Origin of the sequence: Flagellimonas alvinocaridis, assembly GCF_965248585.1 — a bacterium.
Classification (GTDB): Bacteria; Bacteroidota; Bacteroidia; order Flavobacteriales; family Flavobacteriaceae; genus Flagellimonas; species Flagellimonas alvinocaridis.
Genome location: NZ_OZ252111.1, coordinates 3,013,940 through 3,040,487 on the forward strand (window position 1 = coordinate 3,013,940; position 26,548 = coordinate 3,040,487).

Consider the following 26,548-nt stretch of genomic DNA (forward strand, 5'->3'; position numbering starts at 1 on the left):
ACTATTTATCACTTAGTGCAACAATGGGTTTAACATTCGCTGCTTTCATGGCAGGAATAAGACCTGCCAAAACCCCGGCAACAATTAAAATTATGGTAGCGGTAATGACCGTGGAAGCATTTACAGAGGGATTGCTAAAAGCGGGAGTCTGGAACATGGGTCCAACTGCTGCAAGTATCACCCAAGCGAATATCAATCCAATAAATCCGGACAATGTGGTGATGAAAATTGATTCCAAGAGCACCAAGTTTATAATCTGTCTTGGTCTGGCTCCCAGTGCCTTTCTCACTCCAATCTCCTTGGTCCTTTCCTTTATCGTAAACACCATGATATTGCCAATACCAACGATACCGGCTACAAGAATAAGAAACCCTACTCCGATTCCAATACCCCTCAACACGGCGGTAAAACTGCTGATGTTGTCAAAAGCTTCGGCATAATTCCACACATACAACCCAGCTTGGTCTTCCGGGTCAATTCTATGCCTTCTTTTCATGATATCTTCCAATTTTCCAGAAAACTCAAGTGCTTTGGCCAAATCGTAGGTTGGGTTGTACGTAAGTGCTATAACGTTGATGTCATTGGTATTTCCGTAAATACGTTGATAGGTGCTTACAGGAGCGTAAATCCCCCGTTCGGCATTGTCATCCCCATCATCCGTAAAAACCCCGATTATTCTGAAAGAAAGATTGTTAAGCTCCACAAATTTTCCCAAAGGATCTTCTTTTTTGAACAGGTCTTCTGCTACCTTTCGCCCTATAACAACCACCTTGGCTTTGTTGACCAAATCGGCCTCATTAAAATATCTTCCCGACACGATCAAGGTCTTTTCAATAGCTTGATGATCGGGATGGGTAGCTTGTACGTTGTAGGAACCTGTTTCGCTTTTATATCTTGCCGTAACATTGGCATAATATCTAGCGCTTATATATTCCACATCATCTGAAAAGCTCTGCCTCACATACTCTAGGTCTTCATTTTTCAATTGGATGCGTCTACCCGCCTCAAATCCACCATAGGCTTTTGAAGTAGTACCAGGACGAATAAAAATTGTATTGGTGGCATCATCATTGAACTGCCCCATGAAACCATTCTGCATTCCATTTACGGAAGCCAGGAGCATTACCAAGATAAAGATGGCCCACCCTACTGAGAAACCCGTTAAAAAAGTCCTCAGCTTGTTGGTCTTTATGGTATTGAATATTTCTTGCCAGACGTCTCTATCAAACATATTGTCCTGCCCTTACCTGTTCAATTTTTTTGTCTTCAACAATAACACCATCTTTTAGGTGCACAATACGCTTGCACATATGTGCAATATCTTCTTCGTGGGTCACTACCAAAATGGTATTGCCCTCGTCATTGATTTGTTGGATCAAATCCATAACCTCGTATGACGTTTTACTGTCCAAAGCTCCGGTTGGCTCATCTGCCAAAAGGACTTTGGGTTCCGCGGCCATGGCACGGGCAATGGCCACCCGTTGTTTTTGACCCCCAGATAGTTCACTGGGCAAATGGTGGGCCCATGGTTTTAGCCCTACTTTATCCAAGTATTGCATGGCCTTTTCCTGTCGTTCCTTTCTAGGGACTTTTTGATAGTACAAAGGGAGTGCCACGTTCTCCAAAGCACTTTTGTAATTGATCAAATTAAACGATTGGAAAACAAAGCCCAAAAACTTATTCCTGTATTGGGCCGCCTTGGTTTCACTTAAATTTTTGATCGGCACTTCATCCAAGGTATATTCCCCCGAATCGGCACCATCCAACATCCCCAGTATGTTCAACAGGGTAGACTTTCCTGATCCTGATGACCCCATAATGGCAACTAGTTCCCCATCTTCCACTTTAAAGTTTATTCCTTTTAAAACATGAAGGGAATTGCTCCCCATTTTATAGGATTTGTGAAGATCTTTGATTTCTATCATAATTGGTGATGTTAGCGATCTAATTGTAACTTCTGTATGTAGGACCTACAAGTTGTTAAAATGTTACAAGAATTATTGAAATTTTTTGTTAAATGATTATTTCGAATTGATTTCCGGCTCTATGGCATTCCATACTTTGATGTTGTCTTCCAACTTTACACCAGATTTTACTTCAACATAAATGCCATCACTGACTCCCAACTCTACATTCCTTCGCTCAAACTTTTGGTCCGAAGTCTGAACTTCAACAAATGGTTTTTTAGTTTCCCCATCAAATTGAATAAGTGCCTCCTTTAGCGCCAGCACACTATCGGCCCGGGCCAAAATAATGGAGGCATTGGCGCTTAAACCTGCTCGAATAAATGTACTGTCCTGTTTTTTCAGGGTTCCTTTTATCTCAAACTGTATGGCACCATTTTCTTCTTTTCCCTTTGGTGCGATGTAATCCAAAACCGCATCGAACACCTTGTCTTCAATGGCCCCCACGGTGATTTCCAAGGGAAGGTCTTCTTTTATTCTCCCAACTTCAGACTCATCAACTTTACCTTCGAAAATCATTTTGTCCACATCGGCTATGGCGGCTATGGTAGTTCCCTCGTTAAAATTATTACTTTCTATGACCTGATTACCCACCTCCACAGGGACTTCCAGAACCATTCCGCTAACCGTTGCCTTGATCAAGGTATTGGCTGCGCCACTAAGACCACTTGTGGTACCGGTCTTGACAATATCATACCGTTTGTTTGCCGCCCCATAGGTTTGTTTGGCCTGATCGTAGCTTACTTGGGCCCGTTCCAGATCGGTTTTGGAAATTACTCCTTTGCCGAAAAGGGTAAGTTGTCGCTCGTAGTTCCTTTTTTGATCATCCAAATTGATTTTAGCCTCATCAATGGCGTTCTTGGCATCATTTAGTGCAGAGAGATTGGGAACCACCTTGATTTTGGCCAAAAGATCCCCTGATTTAACGTAATCGCCCCCTTCCACATAAATTTCTTCAATCACTCCTGAAATATTTGGTTTGATGAGCACTTCTTCCAAAGGAAGTATACTGCCCGTGGCCACTGCCTTTTTTACAATGGTCTGTTTTGATGGTTTTTCAGTTTCATAAACCACAGGATCTTCGGCATTTTTCTGATAGAGATAATACATAGATCCTCCAAAAACCACTGCAATGAGGAGGAGAATAATAATGGTAACCGACTTTTTCATTTTGTCTTTATGGTTTTGTTTTGATTGATTTCTTACTCAGTTCGCAAAGCTTCTATGGGTCGTACCCTAATGGCACTCTGTGCTGGGATAAATCCTGCCAAAAGCCCGGACAAAATTAAAATGAGCATGGCCCCACTGACCACTCCAACGCTTACACTGGGACTCATGAACATATCCACTGGCCCCACGTTGTCCAATAAGGTATTGATGCCATAGATGACCAAGGACCCAAAAATAATGCCCACCATTCCTGAAATTATGGTCAAAAAAATAGACTCCATAAGAATTTGCTTTTTAATGGACCATGGCTGTTCGCCCAGCGCCCGTCGTATCCCTATTTCTTTGGTGCGTTCTTTTACCACAATGAGCATAATGTTACTTACCCCAATAATACCAGATAACAACACCATAAATCCAACAATGTAGGCCACAGCCTTAAGGGCCCCAAAGAGACTTTCAACTCTGTTATACTGCTCATATAAGTCAAAGTACCCGATGGCCCTGTTATCTTCTGGGTGAATTTTATGACGGTCTTTCATGACCTCAATAATATTGTTCTTCAATTGGGATATGGAGCTTTCATCATGGGCAGTTATAGCCATCCATCCCACATTATCCCCTCTGTTAAAGGCTTGGGAAAACGAAGTAAAGGGCACAAAAACTTCCTTTTGGGCCTCTTCGCCTCCATCGCTGTTATTCTTTTTATAGGTTCCAATGACCATAAAATTTACCCCTTGAATCTTAATATAAGAGCCCAACACCTCTTCTCCTTCTTCATATAATTCATTTTTGACTCCTTGTCCAATAATGGCCACTTTTCTTTTCTCCCGAATATCATTGAAATTTAAAAATCGTCCTGAGGTGACCGTCATGGGGTCTTGATTGATGATTTCAGGATAATCGCCATAAATATTATAGGCTCCAGTGCGTATACCGCGAACCACATTGCTTCCTCCCCTAAATCCACCCAACTGATTTCTGGGGGAAATAAATCTCAAATTGGGAACATTGTCCCGTATGGCCTGCACATCGTCCACTTTAAAATTAAAGCCCCTCCCCATGGGCAGACCTTCATAAGCCTTAGTAGTGGCCCTTGTCCACATAAACATGGTATTGGTGGCGATATCACCAAAATCCTTTTTTATGCCATTCTCGAGCCCTTTGCCCGCGGCCAATAGCACAATTAGGATAAATATGCCCCAACAGACCCCAAAAGCCGTGAAGATGGTGCGCCACACATTGCTTGTGAGCACTTCCAAAATTTCCCGCCATCTATCCCTATTGAACATATTGAATCTTTTTTACCACCACGCGTTTATTCATCACGAAGCGACTCTATGACCTGCACCTTTGCTGCCCTCCAAGCAGGGACAAAGCCTGCCAAGGTCCCAGCCAATATCAATACAAGTACAGTGGAAAGTGCCACATTAAAATTTACGGATGGGTTTACCACGTAATCCACCTCAACATTGGGACCCACCAATTCTAAAAGTCCCATGCTGAAAATGAGCCCTGCAAAGCCCGAAATGGCCGTTACAAAAATGGATTCATGCAAGATCATCCCTATAATTGACCATGGCTTGGCCCCCAATGCCTTTCGTATGCCAATCTCACGGGTTCTTTCCCGTACCACTATGAGCATAATGTTGCTCACACCAACCACTCCCGCTATTATGGTGCAGACCCCTACAAACCAAAAAAAGATTTTAATGTTGCCTGTGAGACCATAATAGCGTTTTGCTTCTTCCATGGCACTCCAGACTTCCATGGCTCCATTATCGTCCGGTGCTACCGTATGGGCCTGCTGGAGATATGTACGCAACCCATCTTTGAAAGTGATTGCTTGTTGCACGGCTTCATCAAAATTCTCCACTGGCGGAAGTGTAAAGGACAAGTTGTTGACCCTATTTCCCCCATTGAACACTCTTTGCGCTGTGGTTATGGGAATATAGATACGTTCTTCTTCACGGTCTTCCATTTCACTGAAAACCCCGATGATTTTGAATGGTATGCCTGATATATCTATAAATTCACCTATAGGGGACTCCACCTCATTAAAAACATCTTTTTTTATCTTTCTTCCAATCACGGCCACTTTACCCGTGGAAACCTCATCTTGATAATTGATGAATCTTCCCTCCACCATTTTGGTGTTTTCAATAAATTGAAAGTCGGAAGACACTCCTTGAATGCCATAAATCAAAGCTTCCTTTCCATAATTTGCACTGACGCCCTGTACAAATATCCGAGCGGACTTATATTCAATAGCATCCTTGAAGAGTGATTCAGCCTTGTTGAAGTTTTCGTTGACAAATTGTATTCTTCTTCCTGGATTAAGCCCTTTGTATTCTTTTGAAGTAACCCCGGGCCATGCCCAAACACTGGTAGAAGCATCCTGTTTGAACTCACGTTCTATCCCATTTTGCATTCCTTGACCAAAACCCAATAAAATAACGAGAATAAAAATTCCGGAAGCAACGGAGAGCCCAGTTAAAAAAGTACGCAGTTTGTTCTTTCGGATGGTGTCAAATATTTCTTGCCACCTTTCAATATCGAACATAGGTTCCCCTTTTTTGATTGATGAAGTACTTGAATATACCTACTATAGGATAACCTGAATGACAAATTGTTACACTTTGGAAGGAAAAAACAGCAAATCTTTTCCCAAAAGTGTTCATCCACGCATTTTTCTGTAGACAAAGTAGCCTAAACCGGCCACCAAGAGATAAGGAAATGCCATGAGGTACACTATCCCATTATTGATTCCCTCTGCAGTTTTTCCATCAACCTCACTTTCAACCACTGCACGGCACATGGCACATTGGGCTTCTGCCAAAGTCGGCGCCATCATCAACAAAATCAACAGCAAAAAAAACTTTGTTTTCATATTGGGCATTCTAGGTTTGATAGTAAGGTGAAATCATGATATAAACAATCACCCCGGTAACAGCTACGTACAACCAAATGGGAAAGGTGTATTTGGCCCAAAGTCTGTGGCTTTCAAAATCATCTAAGTACACTTTGGAATAGGTAATCAGAACCAAAGGTATAACCGCTATGGAAAGTACAATATGGGTAAACAAAATAAAGTAATAGACATACTTGATGTATCCTTCGCCACCATAAATGGTACTCTCCGATGTCATATGGTATGCCACGTACATCACAAGGAACAGGGCTGACAAGAAGATACAAGTGGTCATTAATTTCTGATGGAGCCCTCTTCGTCCATTTTTAATGGCAACTACGGCGGTTATCAACAAAATAGCCGTCAACGCATTTATTGTGGCATAGATAGGCGGCAGAAAGGACAGTGGTTCCGCATTGGGTAACTTGTAACCAAACAATAATGCCACAACCAAAGGTATGGCCACTGATATTACGGTAATCCATTTATTGAACCGCTTTTCTTTAATAGAAACTTCGTCGATCATTCTGCCAACAATTTTTTAATATCCTCTTTCAATATGGTAATCTGTTGGGGCTCACCCTCTGCATTTACCCCTTGTTTTTCGGTAACGGTTCCCCTGTAATAAATCAAAGGGTTTCCGTGTTCATCTTGGCGCGAACGAATATACCCATTTTTGTCGACCAAAGCGAACATTCCCGAGTGCTCAAACCCTCCAGGGGCATCTTCCGTTTCATTGGCCACGATATAAAATCCTTCTTGCGCCAAACCATAGATTTTATCCTTGTCACCCGTCAATAAATGCCAATCTGCATCAACAATATCATATTTCTTGGCATAACTCTTAAGTACGGACGGTGTATCGTATCTTGGATTGATGGTAAAGGAAGCGACTCCAAAGTCCTTATCATTCTTAAAAGTGTTTTGCAGCGAAACCAGATTTTTAGTCATTACAGGGCATATGGTAGGACAAGTGGTAAAGAAAAATTCCACCACATACACTTTGCCCAAATAATCTTTGTCTGTAACTACAATACTATCTTGGTTTAGAAATGAAAAAGAGGGCACCCTTCTTTTTTTCCCATTATTCAAGATAAAACCTACCTGCTTTTGTTGAAATCCCATGTTCATACGATCATTCTCCACAACGGTCCCTTCCTTAAGTCTCTTTGTGATTTCATATACTGCAAAAATTCCAAAAATTAGAATGATTGCGGATACCCAAACATAGGTGTATTTCTTCTTGCTATTTGCTCCTGTTGGCATCTTTGTTCTTTAGTGCTAATCGATATTCGGCCAAGATAATCTTGACATCATCTTCCATTTTGTTGTTCAACTCTGCTACCGAGGTGGTGTTAAATCCATATTTCACACCTTCATCCTCATCATCCTTTCTTCCCCGAAGGTTACGATCTTTGTCGATAATAAAAACGTATGGGGTTGATAAATCACCATCCAAGGACACATCAGTTTTAAGCTGGTTGAAAAATGATTTTATCTCATCTTCTTTCCCGTAGGCAAAGTGCCATCTATCTGCATTGGAAAGTTCCCCTAGTTCACTTTTTAAGCGCTCAGCATCTTCCTTATGCCCTTCCTCTACCACCATGATCATCTGAAAGTCATTGAAATCGCCGAAACGCTTATAGATTTTTTGGTTAAGGTTGAATGCGTTGCCCTTTTTTTGGTCAATCTGATTTCCCAAAAAGCCAAGAATGGTAATTTTTCCATCCAAGCTGACATCACTTTGTAAACTGGACACATCAGGCACACGTTCAGTGAGGACCGGCAGTTTGCCAAAGTTATTGACTCCTGAAGCAAAAAACAGATATGCCACTAGTGGAAAAACAAATAATATCGCTAAAACGAACGTCTTTTTCATACCGAACTAAACCTTACAAAAATAAAAAAGACGGTTGAAAAACCGTCTTTTATAGTTGTTAAATACTTTTCTAGAAATTCCATGCCATGAATCCATCCTTGTACACATTGTAGATGTAATCCGCTTCAAACAGCAGGATGAATATCAAATAGCAGACCAAGAATATGGGAGTCCAAACGATAGACCTTCTCAAGGCTGTTTTCTCATCTCGCAAGTGCATAAAATCCCATGCAATGTAATACGCCTTCACCAAGGTAAGGATAATGAATATCCAGTTAAGGAGTTTCATGCCCAAAAAGAAGTTATGGGTCAGTACTCTTGGCTTGGTAATACCCAAGGCAACTTCCACTGCCGTTACTATGGAAAGGAAAATAAGGACGCCCCAAATCTTTTGGACGTTGGATTTGAACTTCAATGTTCCTCTAAATATCTCAAGTTTGTGTTCGTGTGCCATGCTATTTTATACTGTATGATTATTGCTTTCCACTTTGATGGAAAACGAATCCAATTTTAAACCAAATAAAAGAATGTAAATACAAATACCCACACCAAATCTACAAAGTGCCAGTACAATCCAACTTTCTCTACCATTTCATAATGTCCTCTACGCTCATAGGTTCCCAATATGACATTAAAGAAAATGATAACGTTGATCACCACTCCAGAAAATACGTGGAATCCGTGGAATCCTGTAATAAAGAAGAAGAAATCGGCAAACAATCGGCTACCATATTCATTATGGATAAGGTTTGCGCCTTCCACCACCATTACGGCATCCTTTAGTTTGGCCAAGGATTCTTCCCTTGTCAATACCGTTTTATGTCCTTCGTCATTGATGGTCTCCGTACGGATAAGAATATTTGGTGTGGCTTTAAATCCTTCCACTACTTCATTCAATGAGAATGAGGTTTTGTATCCCTCTTTCTCGAACCATACTCCTTGACTACTCTCGTGTTTCACCCTTTCCTCGGGCAGGGTCTTGGAGAAATCGGCCAAGGAAGCCCTCTCTCCTGTCTCCGCATTTACAAATTGAAGGATTCTACCTCCTTTAGTCTCCAAAGCACCATGGTCCCCTTTGATGAAAGTTGCCCACTCCCAAGCCTGTGAACCAACGAAAATGGCTCCTCCAATAATGGTAAGGAACATGTAAAGAACAACCTTTTTCTGAATCATCTTATGACCGGCATCCACAGCAAGTACCATCGTTACAGAGGACATGATCAAAATAAAGGTCATAAAAGCCACATAGTACATGGGATAGTTCCCGTGGAAGAAGGGTACGTGGGTAAATACCTCATCGGCAATGGGCCAAGTTTCTATGAACTTAAACCTTGAAAAGCCGTAAGACACCAAGAACCCAGAAAAGGTCAAGGCATCAGAGACAATAAAGAACCACATCATCATTTTTCCATAGCTAGCGCCGAGGGGTTGATTTCCACCTCCCCAAACGCTTTCTTCTGTACCGGTAGTCACCGTTGCATCCATAAAAAAAGTCGCTTTAATAAAACTTTCACAAATTTACACCTTTTGATGTATTCGAAAAGATAAAGTTGAATGAAAACTGCTTCAATCAAAATTTATTTCACGAAATACATAAATAGTATTAAATACACCCAAAGAAAATCCAAGAAATGCCAAAATGTGGCACCCAATTCCAATCCCAACATATTTTCTGGGCTATATTTTCCCCGTAACTGTTGCACCAAAACCACCAGTAGAGAAATAAGACCTGCCACCACATGGACAATATGTACTGCGGCAATCAAAAACACATAGGACATTTTTATACTACTGGTTGGACCTGTAAAATAATAGCCATGTTCCAGCATTTGTGAGAATCCTTTAAATTGTAAGATAATAAATGCCACTCCCAGGACCAGTGTGGCCAACAAACAAATAGTACCCATTTTTCGGTTATCCTTTTGAACCACTTTCTTTGCCATCAGGTAGGTAATACTACTCAATATGATTATTGCAGTACTCACAAAAAAAGCTTGCGGAAGCTCTAAATCACTAATCCAATCCTCCCGCTTACTACTTACAATGTAGGCACTGGTCCATCCGGCAAAACCCATGATCAAACTCACTATTCCGAACCAGAGCATCATTTTCTTTGCCCTTCTGTTTTTTTCAACTGCTGTTCCTTGGCTTAAATCCATCTTCTTTAAATAAACTTATCAATTACGTATACAACTTGAATCAATGATATATAGGTAACGCTTGCCAGCATCAACTTCCTTGCCGTGGGATTGTCCCGTTTATCGTAAAGCTTAAAGGCAAAAAATAGCATGACCAATCCCGCAATCAAAACGATTACCGCAGCGGGAATGGAAAGAGTTAACCTCCCTGTAAATCCAAAAACGGGCACAATGGATATGACAATCATCCAAATTGTGTACAATATTATCTGCAATGCAGTACCCTTATCCTTCTTTCCTGTGGGCAGCATTTTAAATCCAGCTTTTTTGTAGTCTTCATCCAACATCCAACCCAACGCCCAGAAATGTGGAAATTGCCAGAAAAACTGTATCATGAACAACGTTCCCGGCTCTATCCCAAAGTCATCCGTGGCAGCAACCCACCCTAGCATAAAAGGGATGGCTCCCGGAAAAGCCCCAACAAAAACCGATAAGGGTGTTTTGGTTTTTAGCGGTGTGTAGACACTGGTGTACAAGAAAATTGAAATGGCACCGAACATAGCAGTTTTTGGACTGAGGGCAAACAAGGCCACTACACCCAGAACCGTTAATATTATGGCCGTGGCCAAGGCGTTTTTTACCGACATCCGTCCTGAGGGTATGGGACGGTTTTTGGTGCGGTTCATTAAGGCGTCCAAATCTTTCTCAATGATTTGGTTATAGGCGTTGGAAGCCCCTACCATGCAATATCCACCAAAAGTCAGTAGCAAAATGGAAGTAATCTCTACTTCGTAGGCACCCAAAAAATATCCTGCAATGGATGAAAAAACCACGCTTATCGCCAGTTTGGCCTTGGTGATTTCCTTAAAATCAGAAAAAATCACGGAAAGCGAAGTATTTTTTACGGAACCTACAGCAGATTTCATCCACAACTAAATTGGCTGGCAAAGATAACGTGAGATGTGTTCTTTTCCAACCTATTGATGGCCTTTATCTTCTTTTGGCCAGTGGATACATTTTTTCAGAACAAGTTTTTGGCCTTTACAAAGAAAAAAAGCCCTGACGTTTTACCATCAGGGCTTTTTCTATTCCTACCTCAGTAGGAACTATATATATTTTACTGTAGCTTAAAGGTAATTGGAATACTAAATGGAACTTTTACCGCCCTACCTCTTTGTTTTCCAGGGGTCATCTTTGGCAGTTTTTCAATAATACGCAATGCTTCAGCTTCCAAGTTTTTATCCGGTCCACGCATTCTAATGTTACCGATGCTTCCGTCTTTTTGGATTACGAAAATTACATTCACCCTACCTTGAACTCCCATTTCTTGGGCAATTTCTGGATAACGGAAATTTTTACGGATGTGTGCCTGCATCTTTTCCTGAAAACAAGCCTTTTTATCACTAGCGCTCTCACAACCTGGAAAAACGGGCACGTCTTCAATTACGGCAAATGGAACCGAAATATCTTCTTCAACCTCTTCAACCTCAACCTCTTCAATTTCAACAACTTCTTCTTCCTGACTGGTTTCAGTGGACTCAATAACAGTTTCTTCCACTTCCTCCTCATCTTCAACAACCTCGATTACCTCTGGTGCGGCAGGTGGTGGCGGTGGTGGCGGTGTTTTAATCTGTTCGGTCATCGGAACTTCCTCATCCAACTGATCTTCAATGTTCATTGAAATGTCATAATCGTTGGTCTTGTCATATTTTTTCCACTCCATGGCGCCATAAACCAACCCCAAAACAGCGGCCAACCCTACTACAAAATAGAGTGAGCTGTTTCTTCCTACGTCGGCTTTTGGATTCTTTTTTAGTTCCATCTTTTTAATTTTAGTGTTTGCTAATTTAATTATTAATTGGTTAAATAAACAATTAAAATTTCCATTTTAACGGCCTTTCCTTGGAAAAATACCATCTAACTAGGCCAATTCCTACAAAAGCCCCAAAAGTATTTGCCAAAACATCACCAAATTCGGCCATTCTATCAGTGGTCATTGTATATTGCAATACTTCAATAAATATACCGTATGCTATTGCCCCAACCAACATAAACCAGCTTGTCTTTGTCAATTCGGCCTGGCCATTTGTCCTTTCCCTAACAAAAAAACATCCCAATATTCCAAAAACCAAATAGAATATAAAATGGGTAATTTTATCAGCAAAGGGAATATTCAGCTTTCCGGTATCCAAATCCACTTCTGAAAATGAAAATAAGCTGAGTACGGTTATAATCAGCACCCAGCTTATGAACAATATGGTATAGGTATTCTTTTTAAGCACCCACCAATGCCTTGTAATCTTCGGCGCTTAAAAGTGTGTCTACCTCAGAGCTATCTCCAATTTTTATTTTGATCATCCACCCTTCCCCGTATGGATCGGAGTTTACTTTTTCCGGTTCATCTTCCAAGGCTTCATTAAACTCAATAATTTCACCACTGAGCGGCAAGAAAAGGTCCGAAACAGTTTTTACCGCTTCAACCGAGCCAAAAACCTCATCCTTATCCAAGGTCTCATCCAGGGTCTCCACTTCAACATACACTATATCCCCCAACTCACTTTGGGCAAAATCCGTAATCCCAACGGTTGCAATGTCGCCATCTATTTTGACCCATTCGTGATCTTTGGTATACTTTAGTTCTGAAGGTATGTTCATTGTATTATATGTTTGAATTAGTCGATGGACAAATGTAACAGATTGTAAATAGGTTTTCAAACAATCCTTGCAACAAAATTCAAGAATTTAGCCATTCTTCCCCATCCTAGTTGCCAAAGTTATAGCGCAGTGTAAACCCTGTATTGATCGTAGTCTGTGGGAAAGCCGTTGAAACCGCAAATTTTGAGAAGGAATGGTCGTAAAAGAAAAGTGCATTGAAGTTCTTGCTCAAGGCATAATCTGCCGTGAACTTAATGGACATCAGATTTTGACCCGAAGTAATCTGGTTGTTATCGATATCCAAATTACGGATGATGGTCAAATTATCCCTAAGGGATAAATCAGCCTTAAGGTTTAGATCTCCTTTGAGTCGGGTGCGTTCACCACCAATATTGGTTACCATTTGTACGTCTTTAAAACGATATCCCAGTCCCAAAGTATATTCCTTACCATTGATCTCCGTGAGCAGATTATTGTCAAAACTCAATGAAAGGGTCCTATCTGTACGTACCTCGGCCAAAAAGCTAAAGGAATTCTGCATTTCAAAATCCACCCGCATCAGAGGGTTGAACTGATCCGTCAAAACCACATTGTTGATGATGTTTTCTGGCAGAAAATCCCCTGTCTCGGTATCTACGGGGTCCACACCGTCGTTAATCAATTGTTCCCGTGTTAAATTGGTCTGGAAGGAATTGATACTATAGGCCGCACGGTACCCATGACTCAAAGAAAAACGCTTGAACTTCTTCCTAAACCAACGGTTCTTCATCAATCCCGTATACTTGATGTTCCAGTTGGGAATGGGTATCTGTCGGAATGCATCCAAATTTACCCGGTTCACATCCTGTCCTGTATATGCCGCAAAGAAAGCCGGGAGCAATACTTCTTGTTGTGTCTTGCCATAACGCTCTGGGAAGCCGTCATCATCCAAAGTTCCCGGGGTTTGGCCACGATCGGAAACCAACCGATTGGCTATGGTGATCCTATTCTGTTTGAACTGTTCAAAAGTTTCGGAATCAAATTCATCGCTCTTGCTGAATATCGTACCGATCATTACGGTAGAAATACTGAAGTTTCCGTAATTATTGCCCAATAGGGTTTCATATTCAAACTGCCCTCCTCCAAGTTCATTTATCCTAAAGGTTTCTTGATAGCTATTTGAAATCTGTCTGTCCGCAGTAATATCAATGGTCAAATCTTGTGTGGGCTGGGCCGTTGCGGTAATGTTCAATTGCTTGGTGGAGTTCTGCATGAACTGGGAATTGAACTCTTGAAAGGTGGTTAACCAACCTTTTCGTGCTGCTTCAAAACGCACATCAGCCTGACTACCAAACACAAATCCAATGGAAGGTCTAGCTGTGCCTATAAAACCAATACTTTGGGTATATCCAGGCAATACTTTACCCCTATTTTCGGTGTAATTAATATTGATGCGCTTCACCATGGTTAGAATATCGACCATGGCATTGAAGCCTTTGCTTGTTTTCTTTGGTGTGTCCCCGTCAGAGTCGTTGGCAGGATTGCCCGCCTTGTCCCTGCGCACAGCAGCTTGGGATGCGGTTACTTTGCCACTACGTTTCTTCAACCCCAAGAAATCGTAGAAACGTTGCATGGTGAGATTACCTGTTAGGTTATGGGTACTGGCATTCTGTACAGTATTGATATCCTGACCGGCCACCTCATTGAGTGCATCCCCTCCCCGTTGCCAATCAAAATTACTGGTGTAGGTGTATTGGGCGTTGATAAAATCCAAGAATGGGAACTTACTAAAAGGCAGTTCATAATTCAGCTGCATCTGTTGGGCATGTCGATTGGGCTCCCCAATGTCGAAAAAGCCATCCCACAAATCCAACGCTTCGTTGATTCCAGAGTCGGCATCATCATCCACATTGAAATAGTTCCGAACAATATTGTTATTGGAAGCCGTTAAATTCAACCGTAAAGACTTGGTGATGCTATAGTTAAGCGCATACTGCCAATTGAACAGATAGTTTCTTTGTTGCAAAAGGGGAAGTTCCAACGCATCCACGCCAGGTTCCAATACATCCCTAAACCTTTGTTGGTTAAATGCACGGTTGATATTGGCATTTACAGACATACTGGTGGGCAGTACATTCAGGTTTAAATCCTTGAGCCATTTCCAATATCTTCCCGTGAACAGGGAATCCTTCTTGGCAAATGGCGCTACTGGGGCTGGCTTAAAGTTGTGGTTGTACACAAAACCCGTATTCACGTTCTGATCTTTCAGGTCTGCAATCTCAAAATCCCGGTGGCTGGTCTCGTTATAGGAATAATTGAATGTAAAATTTTCTATATCGAAAAAGTTCTCTTCGGCTTCTTCTCCCCTATTTTTTCTAACCCCGATCAAGTTGAAACTGGTCCGCTTGGTATAATCTTCTGCCTGTTCCTGTATGGTCTCGGCATCCTCTGGCGTAGCTGCCGCTGAGATACGGTCATCTAATTTTAAATCGTCATAAACGGGATCAAACTCCGGGGTAATCAAGGTTTCTGAAATCCCATAATTGAACGGGATTTGAAGGTTCCACTTTTTGGGCAACAGTTGTCCGGCATTTACATTGGTGACCATGTCATAGGAAACCGCATCTTCCCTGGAACGTTCATTGGGCATTTGGTCTATGGACCCAAAACCGGAGGTACTCTTGCTCCCGGTCACGGAAATATTGGCAAAATCGGCCATATTGGCGTCCATGGCCACAATGGCGGCCCAGCCCCCTTTATTGTCCAAACCAACAAGACGCAGTTCATTGAACCACACCTCGCCCCTTGCTGGAAGGTCGTCAATATTCTTTATACCTACCATCATCCCTCGGATACTTCCTAAAGATGGGTTACCGCGAATACCAATCCGCACCCTGCCCAACGTGCGTGGCGCAAACTCATCCACCGGAATGGCTTCGCCATCCACAATCTCATAATAATTGATTTGGTCTAAGGTCTGTTCCGCTATCCCTTTTGATTTCACCTTGTTCAAATCGTCCAGAGCGATGTCTATTTGGTTTACATCGGGCCAAATCTCTTCAGCAGAGGTTACATTAAAAGGTGTAAACTGCAACGGGAGTTCCACCTGATAAAAGTTTTCTGAAAAATCGGTTCCAATCCGAAGGAAACCTACCAATGGGGTATCACTATCCGAATAATCCCCGTTCATGATCTTCTCAGCGTGCATGAACATTTTTATACGTTCATACTGGCGTACATCCACATTTACATTTTTAAAGACGCCTCGGGAATCCTCAGATTCCAAATTCTCCACTACAAAGGATAAGGATTGCTCATTTTGGCGGATAATGGTGTTGTTGTTGTTCAACTGCTCTCTAACTACCCCTGGAGGCAATACATAAGGAATAGGTTGACGACCAAAGTTTTCTTCAATATTGACCGTGTTCACGTCGGTTACCGTTCCGTCATCGGATGGGTCGTTGTCCACCTCTTCAGGTTGCAAGGACCGGGTATAGGTACGCCAATCGCCACGGACCAAGTCCAAGGTAGCAAAACGCATGACCACATCGTCCGAAAAGCCTGTAAGATACATCCGCATAAAACTGATGGATCTAAAATCGGTGATGCCTCCCACCGCATCGGTAAAATCACTCAATGGAATTTTATATTGTATCCATCTACGGTTCAATTGGGTCCCATTGGGCAGCGTTGGGGTCTGTCCTTCCCTAATATCCGTAACATATTTATCGTTGATGGTGGTGTTAGGCTTGATTTGGATTCGGTACTCATAATAACTGTTTACCGTATTCATGGTCAAATCGCGATCAATATCCTCCACATCGGGCAAGGTGGTAGACCCTCTATTGGTATTGGTCACAGCTACTGGAGAGTTCCCTTGCGTATTGTTGAAATCAAGATAGCGCTCCAATATACTTCCATCGCGGTTTAAATAATATTGATAGTTGTCCAAGGCAGGATCTTCGGCTGGACCATTGTAGATTGCCTGTTCGGCAGCATCGTCTAAACCATCCAGACCAACATCCTGGGCGGTTCGGTTTCCCTCATCGGCATCAAAAGCATACACCAAAGATTGAGTAGATGGAACTTGCCCCCAAATAGTAGGTCTGGGCACTTCGTTATTGGTGCTGGCCGGCAATCCATTTTCGTATTGTTTACGGCCGTCACGGAGAATGTCTTCCGAAATATTCCCTAAGTTCAGTACAAGCTCACCCACATTGGAACCAACTGTTTCGCCATCCACATAAGGGTCCAACACCCAAAACTGGACAAACTCCACATTGGATTGCTCAAAATTGGTGCTGCTCAATGGACGCATAATACCCGCCCACTTATCTTCTGGTTGTTCGGTTTCAAAACTTGGATTGGCATTGTATGGTCCTTTTTGATTGGGATAGTATACAATATCCAAGGTACTTTGTACCTGGGTCTGCCCTTGGGCAATATCGGTCTCGGTAAAGACTTCATCAATGAATACCCTACGAGTAGAGTTCAGGGAAATATCATTGTCCGATAACCCAGACGGTCTCTGATTGGTGTAAAAAATAGGATCTATCGTATACCAAGCCATCTTGGCACGCTCATGTCCCACATCGATATCGGTTCTATCCTGAATGAATTCGACTGGCGGACTTGCAAGCGTCCATCCCAAAGAGGAACGAATGTCTATCAAAGCCTGTGCTCCTTCAAAATCATCCAAATAGGTCGTGGTTTCTCCCTGGAAATCTGCATTCTTGGGTGAATTGGGCTTCAAGAAGGCAATTTCACCACGCAACGACAGGTTGGAGGGCACATCGGTATCTATATTGGGCAATTTGTTGGCCAATCGGGTCAAGAACGGAATCTCTGTACTGAAATTTCCGTTCAGTCCAAAAATCGTATTGTTCACGGGTTCCACCCCATAGTTGGACTTTTGTGTAAGCGGTCGTTCATTTAGGTTGAGCAATGTTCCGCCCAACACAAAATTTTCATTGAATTGATGCTCCACGTTCACCCCGGCAAATCTTCGGGTCTGCTGTCCGAAAACGGCATTGTTTTCAACAGAGATATTAATGGGTGTATTGGATGCAGCCAAACTAGGGTCCAAAATTTGAACCGTACCTGCTTGATAATTTACCGTATAGTCTATTCCTTCCTGAAGCTGACGACCACCTGCCGTTACCCGTACCGAACCTCTGGGCACGTTAAAAGCTCCAATGGGAATACCATTGTTCCCTTGCGATTTGTAGCGTCCCTTTATTTGAAAACGGTTCTTTTCCGCCTCCTGCAAGGATGCTGCCTTGGTCTTAGCATACATGTTACGGAACACATAGCGTTTTTGATTGTCGTTATACCCTTGGTCATTGTCAACATCGTATGTACCACCACCCAGTTCATCAAAGAGATATTCTCCAAAAGGCTCTACCTTGGTAAAGATGATGCGTCCTGATTGTGGGTCAACTGTAATACCTGGCACGTAGTCAAAGAATCCATCCCCTCCAGGTTGAATGTCGTTGTACACATTTAATCGGTCCAGATTGAATACATTGATCAAAATACGATCTTCCAGCCCTTCCGGCCAGCCAATATTTGGATTAATTGGGGTAATGTAGTTTCGAGGTGTAGGGTCTGAATAGAGAATGTTGAGCTTAAAATCCTCTTGATCCAATTGAAAAGCTCCGGTAGAATAAATATTCTTCATCATCAAATCCCAAATGGGGTCCTCTACATTGGTGATGTTGCTCTTCAACAATTTTAGAATCAGAGTATTATTTTCTATGATAGGATTCACTCCTCCTGAAACGGTTGTGGCATCCACTCCACCATTGGCAAATTCACCTACTTGATAGACTTGACCATTCACGGTGTATTGAAAAGCCACCCCTAAAACCTCATCGTTACTTATACGTTGATTCAAGGAGATATATCCCAATTGCGAGTTAAACTGATAATCCCTTCCTTGTTCCAATTTTCGGGCATTTTCCAAGATAGCGTAGTCAAATCCTTGGTTGACCTGATATCCTGGAACATTGAACCCAGCTTCCACAGTGGCAATGTCACGTATGGATGGGGTGAGGGCCCCTCCATTTCCAATTAAAGCAGGGTCAAAATCATTGACCCCGTTTTGCGGATACACGTCATTCCCCAAATTATTGAAAAATCCTGCCGGGGCACCACCAGCTATTCCTATCCGTGTTTTCTCCCTGCCATCCTTACCTAATTCCGATTCTCCCAAATCCTGAATGGCGACCACGTTCCTAACGTTCAACGTCTGCTGGTTCCGGTTGGTGACCCAGACCTCCAATCGGGTAATTTGGACTTGGCTTCGGATAAACGGATAATCTTGCAATGCCCTATCGTAATTGTCCCTAAAATATTGGGCCAAGAAAAAGTGCTTGTCCTCATCGTAATCCAAGGCAGTAAGCGCAAACTCATTTAATGTTCCTCCTCCTTGGGCCACAACGGTATTGTTCTGAGAGCGTTGTTCCGAAAAAACCGCTGTTACTGTTGTCTTTCCAAATTGCAATTGGGTCTTTACCCCAAAAAGGCTCTGTGCACCAGTGATCAAAGAACTGTTAAGGGGCATATTCACATTACCAATTTCAATTTTCCGAAGAATATCGTCCTCAGTTGGGGTGTAATCCAACTTTACCAGGTTCTGAAAGTCAAAAGTTGCCTCAGTATCGTAATTGGCGGTCACTTGAAGACGTTCCCCAACCTTACCCAACAAACTTAAACTGATACGTTGGTCAAAATCAAAAGATAAGTTGGTACGGTTACGGGGCGACAGTGCCGGATTGTCGTTTTTTTGCCACAACACCCCTAAATCCATGGCCACGGAACCCTGGGGAATCACCTCAATGGTATTTCCCCCAAAAATAGATTCAAAAAAGTTGCTGTTCACGTAGAAGTTGGGCAACAAATTTTTTCGGGCCTCTTCACTACCCTCTTTTTTTCCGGTAAAAGCATCAATCTTTTGTTTGAAGTAGGATCTCATCTGCTCTTTCCGAACCAATTCGTAGTACTGGTCCGGGGTAAGGATAACAGGATAATTGATATTGAAATCACCAATACTTTCTGTGTAGATGTAGCGATCGGTTTGGGGGTCGTAGGTGTATTTGGCAATAATGCTGTCAGGATTCTCCAATATGAGTCGACCAAGGTCTACCCCTGTCTGCACAGAATCCTGAACCTGTTCATTGGTCTCCTCCTGCCCCATCAGGGAAGTGACGGCCAAAAAACAGATCAATACAAAAATGTACTTAAAGCTGGATGGTTTAAGTATTGGTTTTGCCCCTCTTTTCAAACTAGTTACAAATTTTTCAGCGCCTGTTTAATAGTGTTCTCAACGCTTAGTGAAGGATCTCCGGACAACACCTTGTCCACAACCTTTTCAGATTGTTTTCTGGTGAAACCAAGAACCTCTAAAGCAGATAACGCTTCTTCTTTGCTTGTATTGTTTGATGGAAGGGAAACTTCTCCCATATCGTAAACTTTCAAAATTTTGTCCTTAAGGTCCAATATTACGCGTTGCGCCGTCTTTGCCCCTATTCCCTTGACACCCTGTATGGAAGGCACATCCCCATTAGCAATGGCATCCCTGACTTCTGTGGGCGAAAGAGAGGACAACATGGTTCTGGCAATACTGGAACCCACGCCTGAAACTGAAATCAATAACCTGAAAATTTCACGCTCCGATCGTTCCACAAAACCAAACAAAGTATGAGAGTCCTCTTTAATTAAAAGATGGGTGTACAACTGAATGTTTTCCTCATCGCCCAATAAGGAAAATGTATGTAGCGAAATGTTTAAAAAATATCCTACGCCATTACATTCAATAATTACATAGGTTGGGTTCTTCTCTACCAATTTTCCTCTTAAATAGGTAATCATATTTGGTATGTTGGATTATTAACTTTCAGATTTCAGGAACTACTCAGATTCTCTTCTCATTTTTCTGCGTTTTTCGCGTTCTTGGGCATCAATAACGGCCACAGCGGTCATGTTCACCATCTCATCCACACTGGCGCCCAATTGAAGAATATGCGCCGCCCTCGTCAATCCTACCATAATAGGTCCTATGGAGTCAGCCTTATTGAGCCCTTTGAGGAGTTTATATGTAATGTTGGCCGATTCCAAATTGGGAAAAATAAGTGTGTTCACCTTTTTACCGGACAATTTGGAAAACGGAAAATTATTGTTGCACAATTCTTGACTCAAAGCAAAATCGGTTTGGATTTCCCCGTCCACCACTAAATCAGGGTTCTTTTCATGAAGAATCCGAACCGCTTCCTTAACCTTTTGGGCATTGGGGTGGTTTGAAGATCCAAAATTGGCGTAGGAAAGCATGGCCATAACCGGACTAAAACCAAACGTGCTGGCCACATTGGCAGTCATTTGGGCTATTTCAGCCAGTTCTTCTGCGTTGGGATCTATATTGATGGAGGTGTCCGCCAAAAAGAGCGGCCCTCTTTCCGTAATCATAATATTTACTGTGGAAGCATTTTTAACCCCCTTGGCTCTTCCCAAAACTTCAAAAACGGGTCGAAGCACCCTTGGGTATGACCTTGAATATCCCGAAATCATACCATCTGCATCCCCTTCAAGCAACATCATGGCCCCAAAATAGTTGCGTTTGCCCATGTTGACCCGTGCACTATACTTGGTCTCCCCTTTTCTTTTTCGGGATTCCCATAGCTTTAAGGCATACTTGGTCCGCAATTCCTTGGATTCATCGGAACGAGGATCAATAATAGTCACTTCGGCATCAAAATCGAGTTCTCTTTTAAGGTTTTCAATAGTCTCCCTGTGCCCCAATAGAATGGGCTCTGCAATGCCTTCCTCATAAACTATTTGGGCAGCTTTCATTACATCCAACAATTCAGCTTCAGCAAAAACAATTCGCTTTGGGTTTACTTTGGCCCTATTATGAAGTAGTCTTACCACCTTGTTATCGTTGCCCGATCTTTGATAGAGTTCTTCCTCATACCTGTCCCAATCCTGAATAGGTGCTTTGGCCACCCCACTTTCCATAGCCGCTTTGGCCACAGCCAAAGGAATGGTGGTAATCAGTCTTGGGTCAAAAGGTTTCGGGATAATATATTCTTTTCCAAAGGCCAAACGTGTGGCATCGTATGCTATGTTTACTTGTTCAGGAACAGGCTCACGGGTAAGATCGGCCAATGCCCTCACGGCAGCCATCTTCATTTCTTCATTGATTTTGGTGGCGCGTACATCCAACGCCCCTCTAAAAATGAATGGAAATCCAAGGACGTTGTTCACTTGATTGGGATGATCGGAACGCCCAGTGGCCATTATAACATCTTTTCGGGTCTTGCAGGCCAAATCGTAAGCAATCTCTGGATTTGGATTGGCCATGGCAAAAACAATGGGGTCCTTTGCCATGGATTTAAGCATTTTTGGAGTTACTATATTGGCAATGGATAGGCCAATAAAGACATCCGCATCCTTCATGGCCTCTTCCAATGTGTCAATTTTGCGATCTGTGGCAAACTCCAGTTTCTCCCCACTTAAATTTTCCCTATCGCTCCGGATAACCCCTTTACTATCCAGCATAACAATGTTCTTGGCGCTGGCCCCAAAAGCTTTGTAAAGTTTTGTACAGGAAACCGCGGCAGCACCGGCACCGCTGACCACAATTCTTACTTCATCAATTTTCTTGTTGGTCAACTCAATGGCATTCAGCAAGGCTGCAGCAGAAATTATGGCAGTACCATGCTGATCATCATGCATTACGGGAATGTCCAATTCTTCCTTAAGGCGTCTTTCTATTTCGAACGCCTCTGGTGCTTTAATATCTTCCAAGTTGATGCCACCAAAGGTGGGGGCAATGGTCTTTACGGTTTCAATAAATTTATCCACATCCTCCGTGTCCAATTCAATATCAATCCCATCAATATCCGCAAAAATTTTAAAGAGAAGGCTTTTCCCCTCCATCACGGGCTTTGAGGCTTCTGGGCCAATGTTGCCCAACCCCAATACGGCCGTTCCATTGGAAATCACGGCCACAATATTTCCTTTGGCGGTGTATTTGTATACATCGTCCTTGTTCTTTTCTATTTCCAGACAAGGTTCTGCCACTCCAGGGGAGTAGGCCAGTGCTAAATCCCGTTGCGTGGAATAGGGCTTTGTAGGTACTATTTTTATTTTTCCAGGCTGTGGTTTAGCATGGTACAATAGTGCTTCCCGTCTTTGTTTTTCCTTGCTCATATAGTGAAAAATGAATGGGTAAAGTTAGGGGATTCCTTGGTTTTGGAAAGTCCCTATCCATCAATTTTAATATAATCCTTGAAACCCCTGTAAAATGGAACTTCACATAAGGGCAGACTCAAGGCATTTCAATATCCAATTCAGAATCCCGCTTGTTCTTGGGAATGTTAAGGCGCATGGCCAAAAGGGAAGCCATAACAAAACATCCGCCTGCAAACAACATGGCGTTGACAGAGTTTGCCCCGAGTAAATTTTTAAAAATGGGACCGAATGTCAATGTTTGGATACCCATTGGGATTACAATCATCATGTTTAAGATACCCATGTACACCCCGCGTCGCTCTTGAGGAACAATTTTGGACACCATGCTATAGGGAATCCCCATCATGGCCGCCCAACCGATGCCGAACAGCACCATGGGATACAATACGTGAACCGGGTCTTGAATATTGGGAATCGCAAACAAGGCTATCGCGGTTCCTGCCAAGCTTAATGCATAAATTTTCTTTCCTCCAAATCGCATGGTCAACGGAACCAAAATCAATGCCACTACGGCAGTAACAATGTTATAGGTGGTACTCATTTTTGCCGCTTGAGCTGCAGCTTCCGATGTATCGAAACCCATGGTTGTCCTGAACAATGGGGTTATAAACTGCCAATACACGAACAGGGCATACCACTGAAACAGATATACGGCAGACAATCGCCACATAAACTGGGGCATTTCCTTCACCGCATGTGATATTTCCACAAACGGGGTTTTAAAACGTTCCATAAAAGGCAAAGACTTGTGCCTATTGATTTCTGCCAATTCTTCATCGGAAGGCGGTATCTCCGGAGTCTTTAAAACCGACCACAATATGGTGACTATAGACAAAAACGAGCCAATAAAGAAGGAATAATACAACCATTTGGGAACGGCACCTTCTATTTCCTGTCCTCCACCAAACCAATCTTGAAATAAAAAAATAGATGCGTTGGCCAATAGAATACCAGCTCCTACAAACAAACTTTGCATTTGGTAGCCAATGCTCAACTGAGCATCTGGAAGCTTATCCCCAACAAAGGCCCGATACGGTTCCATGGCCATATTGTTGCCTACATCCAAAATCCACAAAAGGCCTACGGCAAACCACAGGGCCGGGCTCAATGGAAAAGCAAACAGGCACAGACTGCCCAAAACAGCCCCTATCAAGAAAAAAGGCTTTCTTCTTCCCCATCTTGGCGACCATGTTTTATCTGAAATGGCCCCAATGATAGGTTGAACAATCAACCCCGTGACCGGACCAGCAATATTTAAAATGGGTAAAATTTCTTCTTTGGCCCCCAAGAAAAGAAAAATGGGGTTTATTGCGCTCTGTTGAAGTCCAAAACTGTACTGGATTCCCAAAAAGCCAACATTCATATTGAATATTTGCCAAAAACTTAAACGGGGTTTTATAATCTTCATCCTGTGTGTTGTTTGGTTTGAAAAGCATGGTGTTTGAAAATCAAAAATTTTCAACCCATTAAAAACATGACTCAAATTTTAAGGATTTCTCAATATGAATCCAATTCAATATAGTCTTTTTAATTATTCCACTGAAGAAAGTCAACTCTAAATTGACCTTGCTTCAAAACGAAAACGTTATAGTTAACCTCTAGGGTTTTAAAAACTTAACATTTCGCTGAAGACCGCTATACTTCGTGCGCTTTACTGGAGATTTTTTAAACAGCTTCCTGAACACATCTTCAGTAATTTCCTCCCAATCTTTTTTGGTCATGGACAACAATTGGGGGTCGGGGTCAAAAAGGGGTTCCTTGTGCGGTTTTGAAAAACGGTTCCACGGACAAACATCTTGGCATACATCGCAGCCAAACATCCAATCATCCATCTTCCCCTTGAATTCAGTAGGAATTTGGTCTTTGAGCTCAATGGTAAAATAGGAAATACATTTACTGCCATCCACCACATAGGGTTCCACAATGGCCTCAGTAGGACAAGCGTCGATACAAGCCGTACACGTACCGCAATGATCCGTTGTTGGTGCATCGTATTCCAAATCCAAATCCACAATAAGTTCCGCTATAAAATAAAACGAGCCAACTTGCTGTGTCAGTAGATTACTATGCTTGCCTATCCACCCCAAACCACTACGGGCGGCCCATGCCTTATCCAAGACAGGTGCGGAATCCACAAAGGCCCTTCCATGGACCTCCCCGATTTCATCCTGAATAAAATGCAAAAGGCTTTTGAGCTTGTCCTTTATCACAAAGTGATAATCGGTTCCATAGGCATACTTGGAAATTTTATAGGAATCCGGGTTTTGCTGTTCTGAGGGGAAATAATTCAACAGTAAAGAGATAACGGATTTTGACCCTTCCACAAGCTTGGTCGGGTCCAAACGCTTGTCGAAATGATTTTCCATATACTTCATCTCTCCATGCTTGTTGGCCTTGAGCCATTTTTCCAATCGGGGGGCTTCCTCTTCCAAAAATTGTGCTTTGGAAATGCCGCAAGACAAAAAACCGAGGCGCTTGGCTTCGGTTTTGATCAATGTGGTATGTTTGGTTTTTGGAGTCAAATCAAAAAAGTCCTCCTTGGGTTCCTCCTTTTATCCTTCCCAAGTGTTTATAGGCCAACTCGGTGACCTCTCGTCCTCGTGGTGTCCGCATGATGAAACCCTGCTGAATCAGAAATGGTTCGTACACCTCCTCAATGGTCTCGGCACTTTCGGAAACTGCCGTGGCCAAGGTTGTGATTCCGACGGGTCCTCCCTTGAATTTATCAATAATGGTGCTCAAAATCTTATTGTCCATTTCATCCAAACCATGTGCATCTACATTCAAGGCCTTGAGGCTAAACTGGGAAATTCCCAAATCGATATTGCCATTTCCCTTTATTTGGGCAAAATCCCGCACCCTGCGTAAGAGGGCATTGCAAATCCTGGGTGTCCCCCTACTCCGTCCTGCAATTTCAATGGCCGCTTCCTGTGTTATAGGTACTTTTAAGATTTCCGCGCTTCGTTCCACAATGGTAGAGAGAAGTTCTGTATTGTAATATTCCAATCGACTCTGGATACCGAACCTTGCCCGCATGGGTGCCGTGAGCAATCCAGATCGTGTGGTGGCTCCTATCAAGGTGAAGGGACTCAAATTAATTTGAACGGTCCTTGCATTGGGACCGGTTTCAATCATGATATCAATTTTATAATCCTCCATGGCCGAGTATAGGTATTCCTCCACAATGGGACTCAACCTGTGGATTTCATCAATAAAGAGTACGTCCCTCTCCTCCAAATTGGTCAACAGGCCCGCTAAATCGCCGGGCTTGTCCAACACAGGGCCTGAGGTTACTTTGATTCCCACGCCAAGTTCATTGGCCAAAATATGGGCCAAGGTAGTTTTTCCCAATCCCGGGGGGCCATGGAAAAGGGTATGGTCCAAGGCTTCATTCCTAAGATTGGCAGCCTGCACAAAAACCTTAAGGTTTTCCAAAACTTGGGCCTGCCCGGTAAAATCATCGAATGTAACCGGGCGCAATGCCCTTTCGATATCGAGCTCCTCTTGGGAAAAATTATGGGCCGTTGGATCTAAATTTTCATTCATTGCTTAACAAATATAGTTGAAAACCCCATGAGGCAGAAAGCAATTCATCCAAAATGAT

The 26,548-nt window shown here is 42.6% G+C and carries 22 protein-coding genes; all 22 read right to left on the reverse strand.

All coding sequences use genetic code 11. The features are described 5' to 3' along the window. Position 1 precedes the first annotated feature (1 nt). The gene (locus tag ACP14V_RS13555; RefSeq protein WP_136566734.1) at positions 2-1,231 is read right to left on the reverse strand and encodes an ABC transporter permease; all 1,230 of its coding nucleotides are present in this window, start codon (positions 1,229-1,231) and stop codon (positions 2-4) included. Next, on the reverse strand, positions 1,224-1,925 hold the full coding sequence (locus ACP14V_RS13560) for an ABC transporter ATP-binding protein (protein ID WP_136566733.1): 702 nt from the start codon (positions 1,923-1,925) through the stop codon (positions 1,224-1,226). Before ACP14V_RS13560 ends, ACP14V_RS13555 begins: the two co-directional genes overlap by 8 nt. Positions 1,926-2,021: 96 nt before the next feature. After that, the gene (locus ACP14V_RS13565) at positions 2,022-3,134 is read right to left on the reverse strand and encodes an efflux RND transporter periplasmic adaptor subunit (RefSeq protein ID WP_272608548.1); all 1,113 of its coding nucleotides are present in this window, start codon (positions 3,132-3,134) and stop codon (positions 2,022-2,024) included. Positions 3,135-3,166: 32 nt separating this feature from the next. After that, positions 3,167-4,423, reverse strand: a complete 1,257-nt coding sequence (locus ACP14V_RS13570; RefSeq protein ID WP_272608549.1) for an ABC transporter permease — start codon at positions 4,421-4,423, stop codon at positions 3,167-3,169. Between the two features lie 26 nt (positions 4,424-4,449). After that, positions 4,450-5,694, reverse strand: a complete 1,245-nt coding sequence (locus ACP14V_RS13575; protein ID WP_272608551.1) for an ABC transporter permease — start codon at positions 5,692-5,694, stop codon at positions 4,450-4,452. A gap of 114 nt (positions 5,695-5,808) precedes the next feature. Further along, positions 5,809-6,021: a hypothetical protein gene (locus ACP14V_RS13580; protein ID WP_272608553.1), complete on the reverse strand. Its 213-nt coding sequence runs from the start codon at positions 6,019-6,021 to the stop codon at positions 5,809-5,811. Between the two features lie 10 nt (positions 6,022-6,031). Further along, entirely contained in the window at positions 6,032-6,568 is a 537-nt protein-coding gene (locus tag ACP14V_RS13585; protein WP_136566728.1) for a DUF420 domain-containing protein, read from the reverse strand. Then, a complete protein-coding gene (locus ACP14V_RS13590) occupies positions 6,565-7,308 on the reverse strand; it encodes an SCO family protein (RefSeq protein ID WP_272608555.1) in 744 nt (247 codons plus the stop codon). Before ACP14V_RS13590 ends, ACP14V_RS13585 begins: the two co-directional genes overlap by 4 nt. Continuing rightward, the gene (locus tag ACP14V_RS13595) at positions 7,289-7,921 is read right to left on the reverse strand and encodes a hypothetical protein (protein WP_272608557.1); all 633 of its coding nucleotides are present in this window, start codon (positions 7,919-7,921) and stop codon (positions 7,289-7,291) included. The genes ACP14V_RS13590 and ACP14V_RS13595 overlap by 20 nt, the downstream gene beginning before the upstream one ends. A 70-nt stretch (positions 7,922-7,991) precedes the next feature. Next, entirely contained in the window at positions 7,992-8,375 is a 384-nt protein-coding gene (locus tag ACP14V_RS13600) for a cytochrome C oxidase subunit IV family protein (RefSeq protein ID WP_136566725.1), read from the reverse strand. A gap of 56 nt (positions 8,376-8,431) precedes the next feature. Further along, positions 8,432-9,406 (reverse strand): cytochrome c oxidase subunit 3, encoded by a 975-nt coding sequence (locus tag ACP14V_RS13605; RefSeq protein WP_136566724.1) that lies wholly within the window; start codon positions 9,404-9,406, stop codon positions 8,432-8,434. 92 nt (positions 9,407-9,498) lie between these two features. Next, a complete protein-coding gene (locus tag ACP14V_RS13610; RefSeq protein WP_272608560.1) occupies positions 9,499-10,080 on the reverse strand; it encodes a cytochrome c oxidase subunit 3 in 582 nt (193 codons plus the stop codon). Positions 10,081-10,085: 5 nt separating this feature from the next. Next, entirely contained in the window at positions 10,086-10,985 is a 900-nt protein-coding gene (gene cyoE, locus ACP14V_RS13615) for a heme o synthase (RefSeq protein ID WP_272608562.1), read from the reverse strand. A gap of 191 nt (positions 10,986-11,176) precedes the next feature. Further along, positions 11,177-11,881 carry an energy transducer TonB gene (locus ACP14V_RS13620; RefSeq protein WP_272608564.1) on the reverse strand — a complete coding sequence of 235 codons (705 nt, stop codon included), beginning with the start codon at positions 11,879-11,881 and terminating at the stop codon, positions 11,177-11,179. A 52-nt stretch (positions 11,882-11,933) separates the two neighbouring features. Then, entirely contained in the window at positions 11,934-12,341 is a 408-nt protein-coding gene (locus tag ACP14V_RS13625; protein ID WP_272608566.1) for a VanZ family protein, read from the reverse strand. Next, entirely contained in the window at positions 12,334-12,714 is a 381-nt protein-coding gene (gcvH, locus tag ACP14V_RS13630) for a glycine cleavage system protein GcvH (protein ID WP_272608568.1), read from the reverse strand. Before gcvH ends, ACP14V_RS13625 begins: the two co-directional genes overlap by 8 nt. Positions 12,715-12,820: 106 nt before the next feature. Continuing rightward, positions 12,821-19,891, reverse strand: a complete 7,071-nt coding sequence (sprA, locus tag ACP14V_RS13635) for a cell surface protein SprA (RefSeq protein WP_424988114.1) — start codon at positions 19,889-19,891, stop codon at positions 12,821-12,823. A 92-nt stretch (positions 19,892-19,983) separates the two neighbouring features. Further along, positions 19,984-20,565: a Holliday junction branch migration protein RuvA gene (gene ruvA / locus ACP14V_RS13640; RefSeq protein ID WP_272608573.1), complete on the reverse strand. Its 582-nt coding sequence runs from the start codon at positions 20,563-20,565 to the stop codon at positions 19,984-19,986. Between the two features lie 39 nt (positions 20,566-20,604). Then, on the reverse strand, positions 20,605-22,902 hold the full coding sequence (locus tag ACP14V_RS13645) for an NADP-dependent malic enzyme (protein WP_272608575.1): 2,298 nt from the start codon (positions 22,900-22,902) through the stop codon (positions 20,605-20,607). A 118-nt stretch (positions 22,903-23,020) separates the two neighbouring features. Further along, positions 23,021-24,352, reverse strand: a complete 1,332-nt coding sequence (locus tag ACP14V_RS13650) for an MFS transporter (protein ID WP_272608576.1) — start codon at positions 24,350-24,352, stop codon at positions 23,021-23,023. A 190-nt stretch (positions 24,353-24,542) separates the two neighbouring features. Further along, on the reverse strand, positions 24,543-25,466 hold the full coding sequence (gene queG, locus ACP14V_RS13655) for a tRNA epoxyqueuosine(34) reductase QueG (protein WP_272608577.1): 924 nt from the start codon (positions 25,464-25,466) through the stop codon (positions 24,543-24,545). 1 nt (position 25,467) lies between these two features. Further along, positions 25,468-26,490 carry a Holliday junction branch migration DNA helicase RuvB gene (gene ruvB / locus ACP14V_RS13660; protein ID WP_272608578.1) on the reverse strand — a complete coding sequence of 341 codons (1,023 nt, stop codon included), beginning with the start codon at positions 26,488-26,490 and terminating at the stop codon, positions 25,468-25,470. Positions 26,491-26,548: the final 58 nt, after the last annotated feature.